The organism is Curtobacterium sp. PhB191 (genome assembly GCF_004346515.1).
Classification (GTDB): Bacteria; Actinomycetota; Actinomycetes; order Actinomycetales; family Microbacteriaceae; genus Curtobacterium.
On the sequence record NZ_SMBV01000005.1, the window covers coordinates 173,353 to 191,664 of the forward strand.

Below are 18,312 nucleotides of genomic sequence, written 5' to 3' on the forward strand. Positions count from 1 at the left end.
AGCCTACTGAGCGGACAGCGACCAGTCGACCGGTGCCGCGCCCTGTTCCTGCAGCAGCGCGTTGACCTGCGAGAACGGCCGGCTGCCGAAGAAGCCCCGCGACGCACTCAACGGGCTCGGGTGCGCCGACGCCACCACCGGGGTGTCGCCGAGCAGCGGCCGGACGGACGCGGCCTGCGCGCCCCAGAGCACGGCGACGAGCGGGGTCCCCCGGGCGACGAGTGCGCGGACCGCCTGGTCGGTGACGGCTTCCCAGCCCTTGCCGCGGTGACTGCCGGCGTCGCCCGCACGGACCGTGAGCACACGGTTGAGCAGCAGCACGCCCTGGTCCGACCACGCGCGCAGGTCACCGTGCGCCGGTGGGGTCACGCCGACGTCGGCGCTGAGCTCCTTGTAGATGTTCGCCAGGCTGCGCGGCACCGGACGAACTGCCGGGTCGACGGCGAACGACAGCCCGATCGGGTTGCCCGGCGTCGGGTAGGGGTCCTGCCCCACCACGAGCACCTTCACGGCGTCGAACGGCGTGGTGAAGGCCCGGAGCACGTCGGCGCCGGCCGGCAGGTAGGTGCGGCCAGCCGCGGTCTCGTCACGCAGCCAGGCACCCATGCGGTGCACGTCGGCCTCCACCGGAGCGAGCGCCGACGCCCAGCCCGGGTCGACCAGGTCGGCGAGCGGTCGTGGTTCCACGACGGCTACGCGCCCATCGTGGCGACGGCCACCGACTCCTCGCCGGCCATGACCCGCCAGACGCTGCCGGTGCCCCGGACCTCGAGCGCGCCCTCGCCGACGACGAGGGCGGTGTCCTCGTCGATCGCCAGGCCGGCGGTGACGAACTCGGCCTCGGCGCTCGCGATCAGGCGGGCGAGGGTGCCGGCCTGCACCGCGTGGACGTCGATGGTCAGGTCGACCAGGCCGAGCCCTTCGCGGAGTTCGACCTCGTCGAGGCCTTCAGAGGCTGCCTCGGGGCAGATCTCGACGCCGCCGATGCGCCAGCCACCCACGAGCGCGCGGTCGGCGGCGATCATCGCACCGGCCGAGTAGCCCAGGTAGGGCAGGCCATCGGCGACGAGCAACCGGAGCTGGTCGACGAGTGGGGCGATCGCGCCCAGGTAGTCGGGGGTGACGCCGCCGCCGACGACGAGCGCGTCGACGTCGCTCATGACGGTCGTGTCGAACACCTGGCCGGCCGCGACCTCGGTGACGACGACCTCGGCCGTGCGGGCACCACCGAGCACCTCGGCGATGTCGGCGGTCGACGACGGACTGCCGCCGTCCGGGCCGGCGACGGAGAGCAGGGCGATGCGCGGGACCGTCCGGCCGACGGCGGCCGAGCGTGCGGTGGCCTCGGCGAGGAAGGGCGCTGCGGCGTCCGAGGCGGCGAAGAGTCCGCCGCCGACGAGGTGGATGCTCACGACTCGGCCGTCACCGGTGCGAGGGCGCTCCACGGGAACGTGATCCAGCCGTCGACCCGGCGCCACACGTGGTCGGGCTCGAGGACGGTGCCGGGCTTCGAGTACAGGCAGGCGCTGCGGACGTCGGCACCGGCGTTCCGGATGATGTCGACCACCAGGCGCAGGGTCCGACCGGAGTCCGACACGTCGTCGACGACGAGCACGCGCTTGCCGGCGAGGCTCGGGGCGTCGAGCGCGGGTGCGAGCACGACGGGCTCGTCCAGGCGCTGCTCGACGTCGGTGTAGAACTCGACGTTGATCGAGCCGCACTCCTTGGTGCCGAGCGCGTAGGCCACGGCACCGGCGATGATCAGCCCGCCGCGGGCGACGGCGACGACGACCTCGGGCTCGAAGCCGGAGGACAGCACGTCCTTCGCGAGCAGGCGTGCGGCGTCACCGAACTCCAGCCATCCGAGCACCTCGGGCCCGCTCGTCACGGTCACGGTCGACTGAGCCGGGGCCGTGGGCTCGGGTTCGCTGCTGATCGGCATCCGTCCACGGTACCGGCAGGGACCCCGCGCCCGCGACCCGTGGCCACCGCCCGGGCGCTGCGCAGGCGATCAGCGCGGCGAGAGCGTCCCGCGCGCGAGCTTGTGCTGCGCCGACTGCGCGACCGGTCGGATCGTGACGAGGTCGAGGTTCACGTGCGGCGGCAGTTCCACCGCGTGCACGATCGCCTCGGCGACGTCGTCGGCCACGAGCGGGTCCGGCACGTCGTCGTAGACCGCAGCGGCCTTCTGCTCGTCGCCTCGGAAGCGGGTGAGCGCGAACTCGTCGGTCTTCACCAGGCCGGGGGCGATCTCGACGACGCGGATCGGTTCGCCGTTCAGCTCGAGCCGGAGCGCGCCGACCAGGGCGTGCTCGGCGAACTTCGCGGCGTTGTAGCCGCCGCCGTTCTCGTACGCCACGAAGCCGGCCGTGCTCGTCACCGTGACGATGTCCGCTCCCCCGGTGTCGCGTGCACGGTCCCGCAGGTGCGGCAGCAACGCGGCGACGACGCGCTTCGTGCCGATCACGTTCACCTCGAACATGGCCCGCCAGTCGTCGACGTCGGACTCCTCGACGCTGGCCGAGCCGAACGCGCCACCGGCGTTGTTGACGAGGACGTCGGCGCCGCCGAGCTCGGCGACGCGGGCGGCGAGCGCCTCGACGTCGGCAGCACTCGTGATGTCCGCCACCAGGACCTCGGCCCCGGTCTCCGCGGCGAGCGCCTCGAGCTTCGACGCCCGGCGGGCGACGGCGAGCACGTCCCAGCCCCGCGAGCGGAACAGCCGGACGGTGGCCGCTCCGATGCCCGAGCTCGCTCCGGTGACGACTGCGCGCCGTGCTGCCATGTGATCTGCCTCCTGCGTCGGTGTCGGGGCAACGGATCGCCCCGGTGTCGGGACGACGGTTCGCTCCGCTGTCGGGGCGACTGCTCGCTCCGGGTCCCCACCGTACCGACCCTCTCAGGTCACGATCCGGTAACGTGACCGACGATGACGACGGATGCCGCCCCTCCCGCACCCTCGGCCCCGGCGACGCAGCTCGAACCCGGCCGGGCACCGCGCCGTATCCCGATGTGGGACACCGCGCGGTTCGTCGCGGTGACCCTCGTGGTGATCGGCCACGCGATCCAGCGCCAGACGACGGCGAGCGAGCACGCCCTGGCGCTCTACACGTTCATCTACGCGTTCCACATGCCCGCGTTCGGTGTGATCAGCGGCTACTTCTCGTCGGCCGACACCCCGACTGCGAAGCGCATGCGCCGGACGATCACCGACATCGTCGTGCCGTACATCATCATGCAGACGATCTGGACGGTGGTGCAGGGCATCGTCGAGGGCGGCAAGGACTTCAACCCGACGCAGCCGACCTGGACCCTGTGGTTCCTGCTGGCCCTCGGTATCTTCAAGCTGATCCTGCCGTACCTGGCGCAGCTGCGGTGGCCGTTGTTCTGGGCCGTCGTGTTCAGCATCGGCGTCGGCTACTTCGACAACGTCGACTCCACGCTGTCGTTGTCCCGCGCGATCAGCCTGCTGCCGTTCTTCCTGCTCGGGTGGCAGGTCAAGCAGTGGGGGCTCTTCGACCGCTGGTACGAGGCCTCGCGCCGCACCGTGGTCCGGGTGCGCGTCGCCGCCGGCGTGGTGTTCGCCGCGTGGGCCGTGTCGTGCGCGGTGTGGATCCCGCAGTTCAAGGAGTTCGACCTGCACCACTGGTTCTTCTACGACGACTCGTACTCGGGTCTCGGCGAGGACGCCTGGTGGGCGGGTGCCGTCCGGTTCGGGCTGATGCTGCTCGCGACACTGCTGACCGCGTCGTTCCTGGTGCTCATCCCCCGCCGGAACATCTGGCTCACGCAGTTCGGTGCGGCGACGATGTACGTGTACCTGCTGCACACCTTCGTGCTCTACCCGATCCGCGAGTCCGGCGTGCTCGCCGGTCCGCACTCCGCGTGGCCGTTCGTGCTCCTGATGGTCGCGATCGCCTGCGCGGTCAGCCTCTTCCTGGCGCAGCCCTTCGTGCGGCGCGGGATGCGCTGGCTGCTCGAACCGAACGTCGGTTGGCTGTTCCGTCGCGACAATTGACATTTCCGCGCAAGCAGTCGTCTTCGCTGCGCTCAGTCGGCAGCGCGCGACGTCGCGGCAGGCCGCGACCGATCCCCGTGGTCGCCGCCGTCAGACGAGCGCGCAGGCTCGACCGGGAGGCCCGTGGTGCGTCGGGCGTGCGCGTTACGCCCCGAGGCGGGTGCGCTGGTACCAGCGCGACCACCTGCGTACCGTGACACCCGACGCACAGACGCGCCGCGCCTCCAGGCCGAGCGCAAGGCGACCCGACGACCAGCCGCACCGGACAGGAGCACCAAGATGACCGAGCACGACGCCGCGCAGTGGCGGTTCGAGACCACGCAGGTCCACGCCGGCGCACAGCCGGACCCGACCACGGGCGCCCGCGCCACCCCGATCTACAAGACGACCTCGTACGTCTTCGCGAACTCGGACGAGGCCCGCGACCTGTTCGCCCTCGCCAAGCCGGGCAACATCTACTCCCGCATCATGAACCCGACGAACGACGTCGTGGAGCAGCGCATCGCGGCACTCGAGGGCGGCAGCGGCGCACTCCTCGTGGCGTCCGGCCAGGCGGCGGAGACCTACGCCGTGCTGAACATCGCGGGTGCTGGTGACCACATCGTGTCGTCGTCGTCGATCTACGGCGGCACGTACAACCTGTTCAAGTACACGCTGGCGAAGCTCGGCATCGAGACCACGTTCGTCGAGGACCAGGACGACCTCGAGGAGTGGCGCCGCGCCGTCCGCCCGAACACGAAGCTCTTCTTCGCCGAGACCATCGGCAACCCGCGGATCAACGTCCTCGACATCACCGGCGTCAGCGACGTCGCGCACGAGTCCGGCGTCCCGCTGATCGTCGACAACACGATCGCGACGCCGTACCTGATCCGTCCGTTCGAGCACGGGGCCGACATCGTCGTGCACTCGGCGACGAAGTTCCTCGGCGGCCACGGCACGGTCATCGGCGGCATCATCGTCGACGGCGGGAAGTTCGCCTGGTCCCAGCACCCGGACAAGTTCCCGGAGTTCAACACGCCCGACCCGTCGTACCACGGCGCGGTCTTCGCCGAGGCCGTCGGCAACGAGCTCGCCTACATCGTGAAGGCCCGCGTGCAGCTGCTCCGCGACCTCGGCGCGTCGAACTCGGCGGACACCGCGTTCGCACTCCTGCAGGGCATCGAGACGCTGTCGCTCCGCATCGAGCGCCACGTGTCGAACGCCCAGGAGATCGCCGAGTGGCTCGACCAGCACCCGGACGTCGCGACCGTCGCCTACGCCGGCCTGCCGACGTCGCCGTGGTACGCCGCGGCGAACCGGTACGCGCCGAAGGGCGTCGGCGCCGTGCTGTCGTTCGAACTCAAGGGCGGGGTGCCCGCGGGCAAGGCGTTCGTCGACAACCTGCAGCTGTTCTCGCACCTGGCGAACATCGGCGACGTGCGCTCGCTCGTGATCCACCCGGCGTCGACCACGCACTCGCAGCTCACGCCCGAGCAGCAGCTCACCACCGGGGTCACGCCGGGCCTGGTGCGCCTGTCCGTCGGCATCGAGAACATCGAGGACCTGAAGGCCGACCTCGAGGCCGGGCTCGCCGCGGCCCGTGCGGTCTCGCAGGAGGGGCAGCGCGCCTAGCGTTCCTCCCGCCCGGGCACCGAGGCACGGCGCGCTCGATGCCTGTGCATGTTGCGACGTCCCACGAGTCGATCGACTCGTGGGACGTCGCTCGTTTCGCACGCATCCGGTACGTGTGCATGGTGCGACGATCCACGAGTCGAACAACGCGCACGATGTCGGAACATGCGCACGCACGCAAACGGCGAGCGCGGCCCGGGACCCGGCCACGGGGCGGGCGTGACGTAACACGGCGGCGGCGACCCGCGCCTCCCGGCAGACTGGACGCACCATGGACTGGCAGACGACCCCCGAGGACTCCGTGCCGTCCACCCTGGTGCCCGGTGCCGAACTCGGCACCATCGGCAAGCCGCCGGTCACCGGCGCCTGGCGCCCCGGCGACCACCCGGGTGCGCGCCACTTCGCGTCCCTCGGCGAGCAGTGGGTGCGCGGCGGGCGGCTGCCGGCCGTGCGGGTGGCGTACGAGTCGTGGGGCACGCTCAACGCGGCGCGCGACAACGCCGTCCTGCTCTTCCACGCGCTGACCGGCGACTCGCACGTCGCGGGCGCACCCGGTCCGGGGCACCGCACCGCCGGCTGGTGGGGCGACGTCGTCGGACCCGGCCTGGCGATCGACACCGACCGCTGGTTCGTGATCGCGCCCAACATGCTCGGCGGCTGCCAGGGCACGACCGGGCCGTCGTCGGTGGCACCCACCGGGGTCGAGTGGGGCTCGCGGTTCCCGTTCGTCACCGTGCGCGACCAGGTCGAGGTGCAGCGCCAGCTCGCCGACCGACTCGGCATCGACGTGTTCGCGGCCGTCGTCGGCGGGTCGATGGGCGGGATGCACGCCCTCGAGTTCGCGGTGTCGCACCCCGCACGCGTCCAGCGGCTGGCGGTGCTGGCCTCGACGGCGCAGACCACGGCGGACCAGATCGCGGCGAACTCCCTGCAGCGCTCGGCGATCCAGATGGACCCGGCGTTCGCGGGCGGCGACTACTACGAGGCCGACGCCGGCGAAGGCCCGCACCGCGGGCTGGCGCTCGCGCGGCGGATGGCGTTGATGACCTACCGGGCGTCCGACGAGCTGAACAGCCGGTTCGCCCGGTCGTGGCAGAGCGACGTGTCCCCGCTCGGCGACGACGGCCGGTTCTCGGTCGAGAGCTACCTCGACTTCCACGGCAACAAGTTCACCCGGCGCTTCGACGCGTCGTCGTACATCACGCTCACGCACGCGATGGACTCCCACGACGTCGGGGCCGGGCGGGGCGGTGTCGCTGCCGCGCTCGAACTCGTGGTGGCCCGCACGCTCGTCGTGGGGATCTCGAGCGACCGGCTGTTCCCGATCGAGGACCAGCATCGGATCGCCGCCGGGGTCCCGGACACGCTCGACGGGGACACGGCCGCGGTGATCGAGAGCGAGTTCGGGCACGACGGGTTCCTCATCGAGCACGAGCAGGTCGGCGCGCACCTGCGGCGGTTGCTCGACGGCTGAGCGCGACACGGCACGCGGCGGGGCGGCGGCACGCACAGGGGCCGCGGCACGCACCGGGGCGGCGGCGGCACGCGCGGCACCCGCGGCGGCACGCACCGGTGTGACGGCACGCGCGGCACGGCGCGCCGAACACCCCCCAACGGGTGTCGCCCGTGGTTGGATGGCTGCGAGCCCGGACTGAACGAGGCTCGGTTTCCCCGCACGACCCGTCACACCAGCTCGTCACCAACCAGGACATCGATGGAATTCATCGCACAGGAACGCGACCGCTTGCTGCGGGCGACGACCCGTGTCGTGGGCATCGTCTGCGCGCTCATCAGCGTCGTCGGCGTGGTCTCCGCCGCCGCGGTCTCCGCCCTGCCGCTCGTGGGCGCCCTGCTGTGCATCGCCGCGATGGTCGCCGCGTTCGTGTTCTTCGGGCGCAGTGGCAGCGTGTGGTGGACCGCCGCGATCCTCGTCACGGGCCTCGCCTCGCTCGCGCTGCTGTTCTCCGGCGTGGACGAGTCGGTCCGCCCGCTCGTCGCCAGTGCCGTCATGCCGCTCGCGGGCGGCTCGCTGTCCGCCCCGCTGATGGCGCAGCGCGGCCAGCCGTTCGGCCTCGGACTCACGATCGGCACCGGCGCGATCGTCGTCGTCGTGATGGTGTGGGCCACCGGCGGGCTCCTGTCGACGCCCGTCAGCGGCGCCCTGCTCGGCTGGGTGCTCATCGCGGTCGTGGCCGTGTGGATCTCGCGCAGCATCCCCCGCGTCGCCCGACGGATCTACAGCATCGGCACCGCGCACCGCGCCGAACGCCAGGCCAGCGAGACCGAGGCACAGCGGCGGCAGGGGGCGCGGCTGCTGCACGACACGGTCCTCGCGACGCTCACGCTCCTCGCCCACTCCGGCGTCGGGGTCTCCGAGCAGGCCATGCGCGAGCAGGCCGCCGAGGACGCCAGACTCCTGCGCCACCTGCGACTCGGCGCGACCCCGCAGCCGTCGCAGTCCGGCGACTACTCGCTCACCCGCGAAGAGGAGTCGCCGCTCGGCCAGACCCTCGAGTCGGTGAAGCAGCGCTTCGGGCGGATGGGCCTCGAGGTCAGCTGGCACGGCACCGGCCAGGTGCTGCTGCCGTCGCACGTGCTCGACGCCTTCCTGCTGGCGCTGGGCGAGTGCCTCGAGAACGTCCGCCGGCACGCCGGTGTCGGCGAGGCGCACGTCACGATCGTCCACGACAACGACATGGTGCGGGCCATGGTCACGGACTCCGGCGTCGGGTTCGACCTGACCACCGTCAGCGCCGAACGCCTCGGTTTCAAGGAGAGCGTCGTGAGCCGGCTGCGCGAGGTCGGCGGGGACGCCAAGCTGTTCTCCGCGCCGGGCTCCGGCACCACCGTCGTCCTGGAGGCACCGCGATGACCCGGGTCCCCGAGGACACCATCAGCCGCGGCCTGCCCGGCGAGTCGACCGGCCAGCAGCCGCCCCGCACCCGTCGCGAGGCGCGCGAGCGCTACCGCACCAGCGAGCGTCGGCAGGCCCGCGGGCTCCCCTCGACCTCGACCGGCGCACGATCGCTCCGCCAGGCCGCCAAGCCCGGCGCCTCGCTCGGAGCCGGGTACCTCGGCCTCGGCGCAGCGGTGCTCACCGCCATCGAGGCCGTCTCCGGCATCGTGTACTTCCTGGTCCGCTGGTCCGACTTCTCGGACCCGTGGTTGCCCGCGGCCGCCTGGATGCTCTACATCGTCGCTGCAGTCGGTGTCGGCCTGAGCGTGCTGACCTACGGCGAGCGGCTGACCGGGCTGGCCTTCGTGCTGATCTGCGTCGTGCTCGCGTGCGTCGTGACCCTCGACTTCATCGGCATCTGGCCCGAGCACGACATCGCCCACACGGCGTCGGCGTCGATCGCCGCGGGCTTCGCGCTCCTGCCGATCGCCACGCTCCGACCGGCCCGCGAGGTCGCCGCCGCCATCGCGGTCCTCGGCCTGGCGTTCGTCGGCATGAGCGTCGCCTCGACCCCGATCACCAACGACACGCTGCCGGGCATCGTGTCCCTGCTGGCCCTGGTCGTCGTGCCGCCGTCGATCGCCCTGTACGTCGTGCAGCGGTTCCGGCAGCTCGTGCAGCGGGAACTCGACCGGGTGCTCGTGCAGAGCAACGTGCAGGCGCCGCAGTTCGCCGTCGGCATGCTCGCCTCGGACGAGCTCGCCCGACTCGACCTGGCCGCCGAGAAGCTGCTCGACGCCGTCGCGAACGGCACCGATCCCCTGCCGCTGTCGGACGCCTCGAGCTCCGTCGCGGCCTCACTCGCGACCGAGCTCCGCCTGCACCTCATCGAGGGACGGCGCGAGACCTGGCTGTACCACGCGATCACGGAGTCCGACCACCTCGGCCGTTCGGTGAGCGTCGCCGACCCGGGCGCCCTGGCCGGACACCTCTCGCCCGCCCAGCGCGACGGACTGCTGCAGGCCCTGTGGCAGATGGTCGGCGACGGCCGCACCGCCACCCCTGGACTGCCGGTCGTCTCGGTCACGCTCGGCCCGGTCGGGTCCGACGGCCACCCCGTCACCGACGAGCGGATGGACGTGCCGGTCGTGATCGAGTCTCGCGGCGTCCAGCGCCGACGCCTCGGTCCCACCGCCTGGAGTGCCCTGCAGCGCATCGGTCCGTACACCGAGACCGTCCGCGACGGCGCGCTCCACATCGTCGCCCACTGCGTCGTGGACCGACATCCGTCGATGTAGCTGCCGGACACCCGGACAGCCTGCCCGTGCCACGTGCCCCTCCCTCCTAGGATCGGGCACGAACTGCCCCCGAGAAAGGACGCCCGCATGGCGACTCCAGAGGAACCCATCCGACTCGCACTGGTCGACGACCACAGGATGCTCCTCGGCGCGCTCACGGAGTGGATCCGGAGCGCCGCCGACGACATCACGCTGGTGGCCGCGGTCACGACCTGGCCCGAGCTCCTGACGAGCCCGGCGTTCCCGGTGGACGTGGTGCTGCTCGACCTGGACCTCAAGGACTCCATCCCGGTGTCGCTGAAGATCTCGACGCTCAAGACCGCCGGTGTGAAGACCGTCGTGATGAGCACCTACTCGGAGCCGAACGTCGTGCGCGAGGCCCTGGCGGCCGGCGCACTCGGCTACCTGGTGAAGAGCGAGGACGCCGACATGATCGTCGAGGCGATCCGCTCCGCCCAGCGCGGCGAGCAGTACGTCTCCGCCGAGCTCGACCTGGCCATCAACAGCGGCGACGTCGGTGGCGTCCCGAAGCTCAGCGCCCAGGAGCGCCGCGTGATGGCCCTGTACGGCGGTGGCGAGCCCGTGAAGAGCGTCGCGTACCAGCTCGGCATCTCCGAGGAGACCGCGAAGAGCTACCTCAAGCGCATCCGCGAGAAGTACCGCGTCGCAGGCTTCGACGTGGGCACGAAGGTGGCGCTCCGGAAGCGGGCGATCACCGACGGCATCATCGTGCAGGACGGCGGCCCGCTGGGCCTGTAGCGCGCGGCGCACGTGGGCGCTTGCCCGCTTCGTGAGCAGAAATGGTCGGGTCCCGTCACGGGACCCGACCATTTCTGCTCACCATGGGCGGTCTGCCGCACCCACATCGGACGGGAGGCCCGTGGCGGCGTCGCCACGGGCCTCCCGTCCGGTGCGTGGGCGCGCCTACCGCGCGCGGTCAGTGGATGGGGACCGGCCTGCGGTCTGTCCCGCCACAGCGACACGGTGCCGCCGATGCCGGCGCTCCGTTCCACGAAAGCGGCACTCTGCCGCGAACGGTTCGCGGCAGACTGTCGCTTTCGCGAACCGCGCTGGCGGCGCCCGCTCGCGATCAGTGGATGGGGACCGGCGCGGTGATCGGGCCGGTGCTCGGCGACGGGGAGCGCAGCGCGGCACGGCGCGTGGTGCGACGCTCGACCGAGTAGCTGAACATCGTGACGAGGACGCCGAGCAGCGCGAGGACGATGCCGAGCCAGCCCGGTGCGACGAACCCGTAGCCGGCAGCGATGACCGCACCGCCGAGTGCCGCGCCGAGCGAGTTGCCGATGTTGAACGCCGAGTGGTTGAGCGCCGCGGCGATCGTCCGGGCGTCGCCGGCGACGTCCATCAGGCGGGACTGCACCGCCGGCGGGATCGCCGACGAGGTGGCCCCGAGCAGGAAGGCGCCGAGCAGCATGCCCCACAGCCACTGCGCGGTCAGCACCGTGAGCAGCAGCGCGCCGATGAGCGAGAACATGCCGAAGTAGATCGTGCGCTTCACGCTGTGGTCGGCGAGGTGTCCGCCGAGCACACCGCCGACGACCATGCCGATGCCCACGACCACCAGGACGATCGGCACGAACGACTCCGGCATGCCGGTGACGTGCTGCACGAGCGGGGAGATGTACGAGTAGACGGCGAAGAACCCACCGAACCCGACGGCGCCGAGGCCCATCACGATCCAGACCTGCGGCACGCGGAAGGCGCGGAGCTCCCGGCCGATCGTCGCGTGCTCGTCACGGGCGCTCTTCGGCACGAAGGCCGCGACGGCGAGGAACGTGAGCGCGAACAGTGCGGCGACGACGCCGTAGGCGATCCGCCAGCCGGCGAGCTGGCCGACCCAGGTGATCGCGGGGACACCGACGACGTTCGCGACCGACAGTCCGAGCAGCACCATCGCGATGCCCTTGCCGCGCTTGCCCGGGCCCATCATGTCGCCCGCGACGATCGAGGCGATGCCGAAGTAGGCGCCGTGCGGCAGACCCGCCACGAACCGGGCGACGAGCACCAGTCCGAACGACGGCAGCAGCGCACTCGCGATCGTCGCGAGGACGAACCCGACGAGCAGCACGAGGATCAGGCCCTTGCGCGGGAACTTCGCCGACATCGCCGCGATGGTGGGAGCACCGACGACGACCCCGAGGGCGTAGGCGCTGACGAGCCAGCCCGCGTGCGCGATGCCGGCGTCCGGGTCGAGGCCGTACTGCTGCGGCAGCAGCGCCTGCGCGATGTTCGGCAGCAGGCCCATCGCGACGAACTCGGTCGACCCGATGGCGAAGCCGCCGAGGGCGAGCGAGATGAGCGCGGCGGTGCGACGCGCAGGCGTGAGCTGTGACATGGGGCCTGTTCTCGGACGACGTCCTGCACGGGCGGCGTCGGATCGGGGTGTCGGCTGGACGGTGTCGCCTGGGCGACGGTGGTGACGGAGGCGTCCCGCGGTCGTCGCGGTCCACGTGCCGATCGGCATCGCGGCTACGCCCGAGCGGGGTGCCGGTCCGGGTTCAGCAGCGAACGGGACGGTCCGGGTGGCGACGACCATCCGGTCCGAGCAGTGTAGACCGCTCCAAAGGACGAACGGAAGTCGCCGTGCGCGGCCAGCTCGGGTCGCACCGGGCTGGCCCGGTCGTACCCGATGAGAACCGGGTCAGGCCGCCTGACGCTCCGTGTGGGCGGGACGCATCGACGCGGGTGCGAGATCGGGCAGCTCGTCGCGGTGCGTCCAGCCGGCGCCGCACTCGGCGCACGTGGCCCAGGCGTCCTCGCCCTGTTCGTCCGTGTCGATGACGACCGTTCGCAGGTCGCAATCAGGGCACCAGCCGTCGTGGGTCATCACGCGCTCCTCGTCGTCTCGGGGCCACCGGATGTGGCTCGACACGGGCCATGAGACACCCGACCACCGACATCCGCGGGAGGGCGTCGGCGTGTCGCGCGGGCCCTCGTTGTTCAATGAGCACGTGACCCTCGCCGCCACCGTGCTCGCCTCGTGCCGCGCCGGCGCGCCCGTGAACTGCGAGGACGCCACCGACCCGATGGGCATGGTCATCGTGCTCATCGCGGCGCTCGCCGGCATCGCGCTGCTGACGGTGTTCGTGGTGCTCGGACCGGACCCCCGCCGTCGGACCCGGGCACGGCGGCGCGACAAGCGCTGAGCGCTGCAGCCGCAGCGCGCGCCAGCGGGTTCAGCGCTACTCGCCGAGCGCAGCCTCGAGCCGCTCGAGCTTGCCGTCGATCTCGCCGGTGTGCCCCGGTCGGATGTCGGCCTTGAGCACGAGCGACACCCGCGTGCCGTAGACGCCCACGGCCTCGGTGGCGCGCTTGACGACGTCCATGACCTCGTCCCACTCCCCCTCGAGCTCGGTGAACATCGACGACGTGCGGTTCGGCAGGCCGCTCTCACGGACCACCCGCACGGCTGCGGCGACGGCGTCGTGCACGGAGCCGTCCGCCTGTTCGGAGGGACCACCGGACGGAGCAACGGAGAAGGCGACGATCATGCGTCCATCCTGCCCGCGCCCCGGCCCATCCGCACCAGCTCGACCACGGTCCACGCCAGGATCGCCACCTCGAGCACGTTCCGCAGCGTCAGCACCACGAGCATCCACGGCTGCAGCGTGAGCACCTGGTCGTAGTAGGCCGGGTAGATCAGCTGCGTCAGCACGGCGGTGGGGAGCGCGGCGATCGCGATCGGCACGAACCGGCGCACACTCGGCGTCCCGGCGGCCAGTCCCCACACGATCGGCACGGCGAGCCACCCGATGTACTGCGGCGACCCGACCTTGTTGGTGGCGATGAGCGTGGCGACGAACAGCAGCGCGAGCACGGGAGCGAGCTCGGCCCGACGGGCGCCACGGCGTGCGGCCCACAGCGCGAGCACGACACCGGCGACGACCACGAGGGCCATCAGCGGCGTCGAGACCGCGGCAGCGGCGTGCGTGCCGGCCCCGGAGACCTCGAACGTCAGGATCTGCTGGTTGTAGAACACGGCCGCACCGGGAGCCCCGAACGCTGCCGCCCACATGAACGGCGTCGCGAGCGGTGACTCGATCTGCAGCGCCCGACCGGTCTGCTCCCCGATGAACGACAGCAGGTACGGCGCTCCGCCCCAGAGCACGTCGACGAGCACGATGAGCGCGCTGAGCACGAGGGCACCGGCCAGCACACCGCGGCGGTGCCCCTTGCGCAGGAGCAGCAGCACGGCGACGAGGGCGGCCGGCCAGACCTTCGTCCACGCACCGGCGGTGAACAGCGCCGAGGCGACCGCCGGCCGCGAGGCGACGAAGGCCACCCCGACCAGCGCGAACACCGTCGCCACCGTGTCGATGCGACCGAGCGCGATCGGCCCGAGTGCGAGCAGGAACGCGAGCCACCACCACACGACCCGCACGCCACGCGACGACGAGCCGTCCGCACGCGAGCCGAACGCACCGCGCGCCCGGAACCGCCACAGGAACGCACACGCGACGGCGTCGAGCAGCACCATCAGCAGCAGCCACCCAGAGCCGATCGACGCGATCCCACCGAGTGCTGCGGCGGCCATCGGCACGATCGCCAGGATCGGGTAGACCCACTCGCCGTCGATCCCGACCCAGAAGTCCGCGCTCCGCCCGGTCTCGATCCACCGGCTGTAGGTGATGGTGACGTCGCCGAGCGGCAGGTTCGCCGAGATCGCGGTCAGCCACCACAGCGCCGCGTGCACGGCGGCGAACGCCAGGACGAACCCGACGCGTTCGATCCACGGGTTCCCGGTCCTGCGCACCGAACGAACGTACCGGCAGGGAGCGCACCCGAACCCGCAGCGAGCGCACCCGAACCGGCTGAGAATCCCAGGCTCCCCCAACCATGACGTGTCACCGTCTTGCTCGTGACCACCGAAACCCCGCGCGGGCGCCGCAAGGCCGTCATCTGGATCTCCGTCATCGCCGCCGTCGTCGTGCTCGGCGTCATCGGGGCGATCGTCGCGACGAACGTCTACACGAGCAACGAGAACGCGAAGGCGTCGGCGGCACCGTCCGTGGCCGCCAGCCGCGAGGCCTCCACCCTCGACGACTCCGACCTGTCCGGCGCGTGGACGGTCGGCGGCGACTCCGAGGCCGGATACCGCCTGCACGAGGTCCTCAACGGCTCCGACGTCACCGTCACCGGCCGCACCGACAGCGTCTCCGGCAGCGCCACCGTCGACGGCACGAGCATCACGAAGGCGACGATCACGGTGCAGGTCGCCGACATCGCCACCGACTCCGACCAGCGCGACTCCTACTTCCGCGACTCCGCGATGGACACCGCCGCCTTCCCCGAGGCCACGTTCGAACTCACCGAGCCGATCGCCGACGCGGTCCCGAGCGGCTCGGACACGACGAAGGTCACCGCTGCCGGCAAGCTCACGCTGCACGGCGTCACGAAGGACGTCACCGCCGACCTGCAGGTCGGCCTGAACGGCGACGGCGTCGACATCTCCGGCTCGATCCCGGTCACGTTCTCGGACTACGGCGTGCAGGCGCCGAGCCTCGGCTTCGTGAAGGTCGACGACTCCGGCACGGTCGAGTTCCTGGTGCACGCGACCCCCGCGAGCTGACGTCCGCGACGCGCGTCACGCCCGTGACGTGCGCGACAGGCGGACGGGAGGCCCGTGGCGGCCCCGCCACGGGCCTCCCGTCCGTCCCCTGCTCGCGTCCCAGGCCGCGCCCGCGCACGCATGCGTGCGCATGTTGCGACCTTCCACCTGTCGAACCCGCGGTGTCCCGTCGGAACATGCGCACGTACCCATTGCGTGCGCATCTTCCGACAGAACACGCGTCGATCACCTCGTGGATCGTCGGAAGGTGCACGCGCACCGACCGCTACCCGCGCGCGTCGCCGTCGATGACCAGGTCCCGCACGACCCCGGGCAGCTCGGCGATGAGCCCGGTCATCGGGAACGGCCCGCCACCGGAGGCCCGCCGCGCCGCGAGCCCGTGCACCACCGCGGCCGACGCGGCCAGGTGCGCGAGGTCCGACGGCGTCAGGGACGACCCCGCAGCCTCGACGGAGCCCTGCCGCGACGCCACGAGCGCGCCGAGCACCCCGCCGAGCACGTCCCCGGCACCGGCGGCGGCGAGCCACGGCGTCGCCGACGACGCCACCAACCGGACCGACCCGTCGGGCGTGACCACGTGCGTGCGCTCGCCCTTGAGCAGGACGACGCTGCCGGTCTGCGCGGCGGCACGGAGCGCTGCTGCGGCCGGGTCCTGCTCGATCGACTCGCGGGAGACGCCGAGCAACGACGCGAGCTCCCCCGCGTGCGGGGTCAGGACGGCGAGCGGGCCGAGGTCGACGAGCGGGATCGCGCCCGCGTCGACCACGACCGGGACGCCGTCGTCCGAAGCGTGCGTGAAGGCCGAGGCGGTCGTGTCGTCCAGGTCACCGAGCGATGACGCCGAGATTCCTGAGCCGACGAGCCAGGCCTGCACCCGACCGACGCCGGCGACGGACTCGGGGCGACGCGCCAGGACGTGGTCCGACGCCCGCGACGGCCCGACGTACCGGACCATGCCGACACCGGTGTGGATCGCGGCGTCGACCCCGAGCACCGCGGCACCCGGGTACTGGTCGGAGCCGGTCGCGATGCCGAGCACCCCGCGGCGGTACTTGGTGGACTCCCCCGTCGGCGCGGTGACCCACGCGGCGGCATCGGACGGCTGGACGGGCACGAAGTCGTTCACCGGCCCCACGTTACGGTGGAGCGCATGAGCCTGTTCCTGCCTGGTCGCGTGGTGGTCTTCGACTACGGCGAGGTGATCAGCCGGACGCCGCACGCGTCGCGCGACGCCCTCGTCGAGCTGACCGGGGTGCCCGCCGACGAACTGTTCCCCTCCTACCAGGAGCTCCGCCACGACCTCGACCGCGGCGACCTGTCCGTGGTGGCGTACTGGCGGGCGATCGGCGAGCGCGTCGGGCGGACCTGGAGCATCACCGACATCCACCGGTTCTGGGCGGTCGACTTCACCGGGTGGTTCGAGGTCGAACCGGAGACCCTGGCGATCGTCGAGGAGCTGCACGACGCGGGGACCCGGGTGGCGCTGCTGTCGAACGCCGGCTTCGACTTCGGTGACCCGTACCGACGCTCCCCGATGGGCTCGCTGTTCGAGACGGTGGTGGTGAGCGCCGAGGAGCACGTCCTGAAGCCCGACGCATCCATCTACCGCGACACGTGCGCACGTCTGGGAATCGAGCCGCAGCAGATGGTGTTCGTGGACAACAGGGCCGAGAACGCCACCGGCGCGGAAGCGATCGGGGCGGTCGGCCACCACTACACGTCGTCGGCGTCACTGCGGTCGTTCCTGACGGAACTCGCGGCCGAGCCGGCGCCCGTCCCCTGAGGAGTCCCGCGTGACGCACGCCCTGTTCGAGCCGATCACCATCCGCGACCTGACGGTCCGCAACCGCATCTGGGTCTCCCCGATGTGCCAGTACTCGGCCGAGGAGCAGGACGGCGTGCCGACCGCGTGGCACCTCGTCCACCTGGGCGGCTTCGCCAAGGGCGGTGCCGGTGCGGTGGTCGTCGAGGCGACCGGCGTGGTGCCGGAAGGCCGGATCAGCCCGCAGGACCTCGGGCTCTGGAACGACCAGCAGCGCGATGCCTTCAAGCCGATCGTCGACTTCCTGCACGCGCAGGGCGCTGCCGCCGGTGTCCAGCTCGCGCACGCCGGCCGCAAGGCGTCGACGTTCCGCCCGTGGGAGTCCACGCACGGTTCGGTCCCCGTCGACCAGGGCGGCTGGTCCACCGTCGCCCCGTCCGCCGTGGCCTTCGACGGCTACGCGGTCCCGCGCGAGCTGGAGACCGAGGACATCCGGGTCGTCGCACTGGCGTTCGCGCAGTCCGCTCGCCGCGCCGTCGAGGCCGGGTTCGACCTGGTCGAGATCCACGCCGCCCACGGGTACCTGCTGCACCAGTTCCTCTCGCCGTTGAGCAACCACCGCACCGACCAGTACGGCGGGTCGCTCGAGAACCGTGCCCGGGCGCTGCTCGAGGTCCTCGACGCCGTCCGTGCCGAGGTCGGCGAGGGCTTCCCGATCGTCGTGCGGTTCTCGGCGACCGACTGGGTGGACGGTGGGGTCACGCTCGACGAGACAACGCATGTCGCTCGGTGGGCCGCGGAGCACGGCGCGGACCTGGCCGACGTCTCGACCGGCGGCAGCGTCGCGAGCGCGCCGATCCCGGTCGGCCCCGGCTACCAGGTGCCGCACGCCGCGGCGATCAAGCGCGACGCCGGCATCGGCACCATCGCGGTCGGCATGATCTCCGAGGGCTTCCAGGCCGAGCAGATCGTCGCGACCGGCCAGGCCGACGTGGTGATGGTGGGCCGCGAGTTCCTGCGCGACCCGGGCTTCCCGCTGCGCGTGGCCGTCGAGCTCGGCGTGACCGTCGACTACGAGCCGCAGCAGTACCACCGCGCGCGGGTCACGGCGTAGACGCGCGGCCTTCCTGAACGGAT

Annotated in this window: 19 protein-coding genes; 10 read left to right on the top strand and 9 right to left on the bottom strand. The window is 72.0% G+C overall.

The annotated features are described in order from the left end of the window. Nucleotides 1–3: 3 nt before the first annotated feature. The 4 genes from EDF48_RS10150 to EDF48_RS10165 form a co-directional block, all read right to left on the bottom strand. Entirely contained in the window at nt 4–687 is a 684-nt protein-coding gene (locus EDF48_RS10150) for a uracil-DNA glycosylase (RefSeq protein WP_131879744.1), read from the bottom strand. 5 nt (nt 688–692) lie between these two features. After that, nucleotides 693–1,412 carry a Type 1 glutamine amidotransferase-like domain-containing protein gene (locus EDF48_RS10155; protein WP_131879746.1) on the bottom strand — a complete coding sequence of 240 codons (720 nt, stop codon included), beginning with the start codon at nt 1,410–1,412 and terminating at the stop codon, nt 693–695. Beyond that, on the bottom strand, nt 1,409–1,942 hold the full coding sequence (locus EDF48_RS10160; protein ID WP_173168683.1) for a phosphoribosyltransferase: 534 nt from the start codon (nt 1,940–1,942) through the stop codon (nt 1,409–1,411). Before EDF48_RS10160 ends, EDF48_RS10155 begins: the two co-directional genes overlap by 4 nt. A 69-nt stretch (nt 1,943–2,011) precedes the next feature. Further along, on the bottom strand, nt 2,012–2,785 hold the full coding sequence (locus EDF48_RS10165) for an SDR family oxidoreductase (RefSeq protein WP_131879748.1): 774 nt from the start codon (nt 2,783–2,785) through the stop codon (nt 2,012–2,014). 144 nt (nt 2,786–2,929) lie between these two features. Between EDF48_RS10165 and EDF48_RS10170 the strand changes: the two genes are divergently transcribed. The 6 genes from EDF48_RS10170 to EDF48_RS10200 all read left to right on the top strand — a co-directional run bounded on the left by EDF48_RS10170 (nt 2,930) and on the right by EDF48_RS10200 (nt 10,582). Continuing rightward, nucleotides 2,930–4,018 carry an acyltransferase family protein gene (locus EDF48_RS10170; protein ID WP_123294229.1) on the top strand — a complete coding sequence of 363 codons (1,089 nt, stop codon included), beginning with the start codon at nt 2,930–2,932 and terminating at the stop codon, nt 4,016–4,018. 279 nt (nt 4,019–4,297) lie between these two features. Further along, nucleotides 4,298–5,629: a bifunctional o-acetylhomoserine/o-acetylserine sulfhydrylase gene (locus tag EDF48_RS10180; RefSeq protein ID WP_111086406.1), complete on the top strand. Its 1,332-nt coding sequence runs from the start codon at nt 4,298–4,300 to the stop codon at nt 5,627–5,629. A 271-nt stretch (nt 5,630–5,900) separates the two neighbouring features. Next, the gene (locus tag EDF48_RS10185; protein ID WP_131879750.1) at nt 5,901–7,103 is read left to right on the top strand and encodes a homoserine O-acetyltransferase; all 1,203 of its coding nucleotides are present in this window, start codon (nt 5,901–5,903) and stop codon (nt 7,101–7,103) included. 240 nt (nt 7,104–7,343) lie between these two features. Beyond that, on the top strand, nt 7,344–8,501 hold the full coding sequence (locus EDF48_RS10190; RefSeq protein WP_131879752.1) for an ATP-binding protein: 1,158 nt from the start codon (nt 7,344–7,346) through the stop codon (nt 8,499–8,501). Then, entirely contained in the window at nt 8,498–9,823 is a 1,326-nt protein-coding gene (locus EDF48_RS10195; protein ID WP_123339799.1) for a hypothetical protein, read from the top strand. The genes EDF48_RS10190 and EDF48_RS10195 overlap by 4 nt, the downstream gene beginning before the upstream one ends. A gap of 87 nt (nt 9,824–9,910) precedes the next feature. Next, nucleotides 9,911–10,582, top strand: a complete 672-nt coding sequence (locus tag EDF48_RS10200; protein WP_111086410.1) for a response regulator transcription factor — start codon at nt 9,911–9,913, stop codon at nt 10,580–10,582. 331 nt (nt 10,583–10,913) lie between these two features. Here the strand turns inward: EDF48_RS10200 and EDF48_RS10205 are convergent, their stop codons facing one another. Next, the gene (locus EDF48_RS10205) at nt 10,914–12,179 is read right to left on the bottom strand and encodes an MFS transporter (protein ID WP_131879754.1); all 1,266 of its coding nucleotides are present in this window, start codon (nt 12,177–12,179) and stop codon (nt 10,914–10,916) included. 306 nt (nt 12,180–12,485) lie between these two features. After that, nucleotides 12,486–12,671, bottom strand: coding sequence for a hypothetical protein (locus EDF48_RS10210; RefSeq protein ID WP_131879756.1), 186 nt, complete (start codon nt 12,669–12,671; stop codon nt 12,486–12,488). Nucleotides 12,672–12,795: 124 nt separating this feature from the next. Between EDF48_RS10210 and EDF48_RS10215 the strand changes: the two genes are divergently transcribed. After that, nucleotides 12,796–12,990: a hypothetical protein gene (locus tag EDF48_RS10215; protein WP_131879758.1), complete on the top strand. Its 195-nt coding sequence runs from the start codon at nt 12,796–12,798 to the stop codon at nt 12,988–12,990. A gap of 36 nt (nt 12,991–13,026) precedes the next feature. On the opposite strand, the gene EDF48_RS10220 is transcribed toward EDF48_RS10215, so the two are convergent. Next, on the bottom strand, nt 13,027–13,335 hold the full coding sequence (locus EDF48_RS10220; protein WP_123294222.1) for a thiamine-binding protein: 309 nt from the start codon (nt 13,333–13,335) through the stop codon (nt 13,027–13,029). Then, nucleotides 13,332–14,597: a glycosyltransferase 87 family protein gene (locus EDF48_RS10225; RefSeq protein ID WP_131879760.1), complete on the bottom strand. Its 1,266-nt coding sequence runs from the start codon at nt 14,595–14,597 to the stop codon at nt 13,332–13,334. Before EDF48_RS10225 ends, EDF48_RS10220 begins: the two co-directional genes overlap by 4 nt. 105 nt (nt 14,598–14,702) lie before the next feature. On the opposite strand from EDF48_RS10225, the gene EDF48_RS10230 reads away from it, so the two are divergent. After that, nucleotides 14,703–15,413, top strand: a complete 711-nt coding sequence (locus EDF48_RS10230; RefSeq protein WP_243698084.1) for a YceI family protein — start codon at nt 14,703–14,705, stop codon at nt 15,411–15,413. 265 nt (nt 15,414–15,678) lie between these two features. Here the strand turns inward: EDF48_RS10230 and EDF48_RS10235 are convergent, their stop codons facing one another. Next, nucleotides 15,679–16,539, bottom strand: coding sequence for an ADP/ATP-dependent (S)-NAD(P)H-hydrate dehydratase (locus tag EDF48_RS10235; RefSeq protein WP_131879762.1), 861 nt, complete (start codon nt 16,537–16,539; stop codon nt 15,679–15,681). A gap of 24 nt (nt 16,540–16,563) precedes the next feature. On the opposite strand from EDF48_RS10235, the gene EDF48_RS10240 reads away from it, so the two are divergent. Both EDF48_RS10240 and EDF48_RS10245 read left to right on the top strand, forming a co-directional pair. Next, complete coding sequence (locus EDF48_RS10240; RefSeq protein WP_131879764.1) at nt 16,564–17,196, top strand: HAD family phosphatase; 633 nt, start codon at nt 16,564–16,566, stop codon at nt 17,194–17,196. Between the two features lie 10 nt (nt 17,197–17,206). Next, nucleotides 17,207–18,289 (top strand): NADH:flavin oxidoreductase/NADH oxidase, encoded by a 1,083-nt coding sequence (locus tag EDF48_RS10245; RefSeq protein WP_131879766.1) that lies wholly within the window; start codon nt 17,207–17,209, stop codon nt 18,287–18,289. The last annotated feature ends 23 nt before the right edge of the window (nt 18,290–18,312 follow it).

Bases quoted from the DNA above. Each gene is read 5' to 3' on its own strand.
- EDF48_RS10195 (WP_123339799.1), top strand. From the start codon at position 8,498: ATGACCCGGGTCCCCGAGGACACCATCAGCCGCGGCCTGCCCGGCGAG.
- EDF48_RS10180 (WP_111086406.1), top strand. From the start codon at position 4,298: ATGACCGAGCACGACGCCGCGCAGTGGCGGTTCGAGACCACGCAGGTC.
- EDF48_RS10240 (WP_131879764.1), top strand. From the start codon at position 16,564: ATGAGCCTGTTCCTGCCTGGTCGCGTGGTGGTCTTCGACTACGGCGAG.
- EDF48_RS10200 (WP_111086410.1), top strand. From the start codon at position 9,911: ATGGCGACTCCAGAGGAACCCATCCGACTCGCACTGGTCGACGACCAC.
- EDF48_RS10185 (WP_131879750.1), top strand. From the start codon at position 5,901: ATGGACTGGCAGACGACCCCCGAGGACTCCGTGCCGTCCACCCTGGTG.
- EDF48_RS10220 (WP_123294222.1), bottom strand. From the start codon at position 13,335: ATGATCGTCGCCTTCTCCGTTGCTCCGTCCGGTGGTCCCTCCGAACAG.
- EDF48_RS10210 (WP_131879756.1), bottom strand. From the start codon at position 12,671: ATGACCCACGACGGCTGGTGCCCTGATTGCGACCTGCGAACGGTCGTC.
- EDF48_RS10205 (WP_131879754.1), bottom strand. From the start codon at position 12,179: ATGTCACAGCTCACGCCTGCGCGTCGCACCGCCGCGCTCATCTCGCTC.
- EDF48_RS10160 (WP_173168683.1), bottom strand. From the start codon at position 1,942: ATGCCGATCAGCAGCGAACCCGAGCCCACGGCCCCGGCTCAGTCGACC.
- EDF48_RS10190 (WP_131879752.1), top strand. From the start codon at position 7,344: ATGGAATTCATCGCACAGGAACGCGACCGCTTGCTGCGGGCGACGACC.
- EDF48_RS10170 (WP_123294229.1), top strand. From the start codon at position 2,930: ATGACGACGGATGCCGCCCCTCCCGCACCCTCGGCCCCGGCGACGCAG.
- EDF48_RS10165 (WP_131879748.1), bottom strand. From the start codon at position 2,785: ATGGCAGCACGGCGCGCAGTCGTCACCGGAGCGAGCTCGGGCATCGGA.